The following is a 482-nucleotide window of genomic DNA, read 5'->3' as shown; positions in this document are numbered from 1 at the left end:
GATTTGCGTGTTCAAATAAACCTCCTCCTTCTACAAAAAATATCCCTATTCCGACAAATAGGGATGAAAAAAGCCGCTTACTCAAATAAATGAATAAACGGCTATGTAAGAAATATTCGATTGTAAGTAAAGTTTTATATCACTGCAAAATAACGAAGTGCATCTTTGATTGCTTCTACCTTTTCTGGTGTCGGATGTTTCCTCGGCTGTTTCAATTCTTCTACCGCATTAGGAGCATCATACATCGGCAATCCCAAATTTCGCTTTACCTCTGCGATATATGCGGTATGTACCTTGAAGCCGTATTTCGCTTCTATGTACTCCTTAATCATTTTGTAGGTCACTTTTTCTTTGGGCTTGTACGCTTCGGCTCTTTTAGCAATACTATCTACCGGAATCTTGCCCTCGCCCTCTCCAAACTCCACATCAATGTGGATATAACTGTCGGCTTTTTTGTGGGACAAAAGAACTACCGTCTCTAC

Annotated in this window: 1 pseudogene; it reads right to left on the bottom strand. The window is 39.8% G+C overall.

The window, feature by feature from the left end:
• Positions 1-134: 134 nt before the first annotated feature.
• Positions 135-482: pseudogene (locus tag DWY93_RS16400) on the bottom strand (23S rRNA (uracil(1939)-C(5))-methyltransferase RlmD); the annotation flags it as partial.

This window comes from Clostridium sp. AF28-12, assembly GCF_003435225.1.
In the GTDB taxonomy this organism is placed as follows: domain Bacteria; phylum Bacillota; class Clostridia; order Lachnospirales; family Lachnospiraceae; genus Pilosibacter; species Pilosibacter fragilis.
This window is presented reverse-complemented; position numbering and strand designations above follow the sequence as displayed.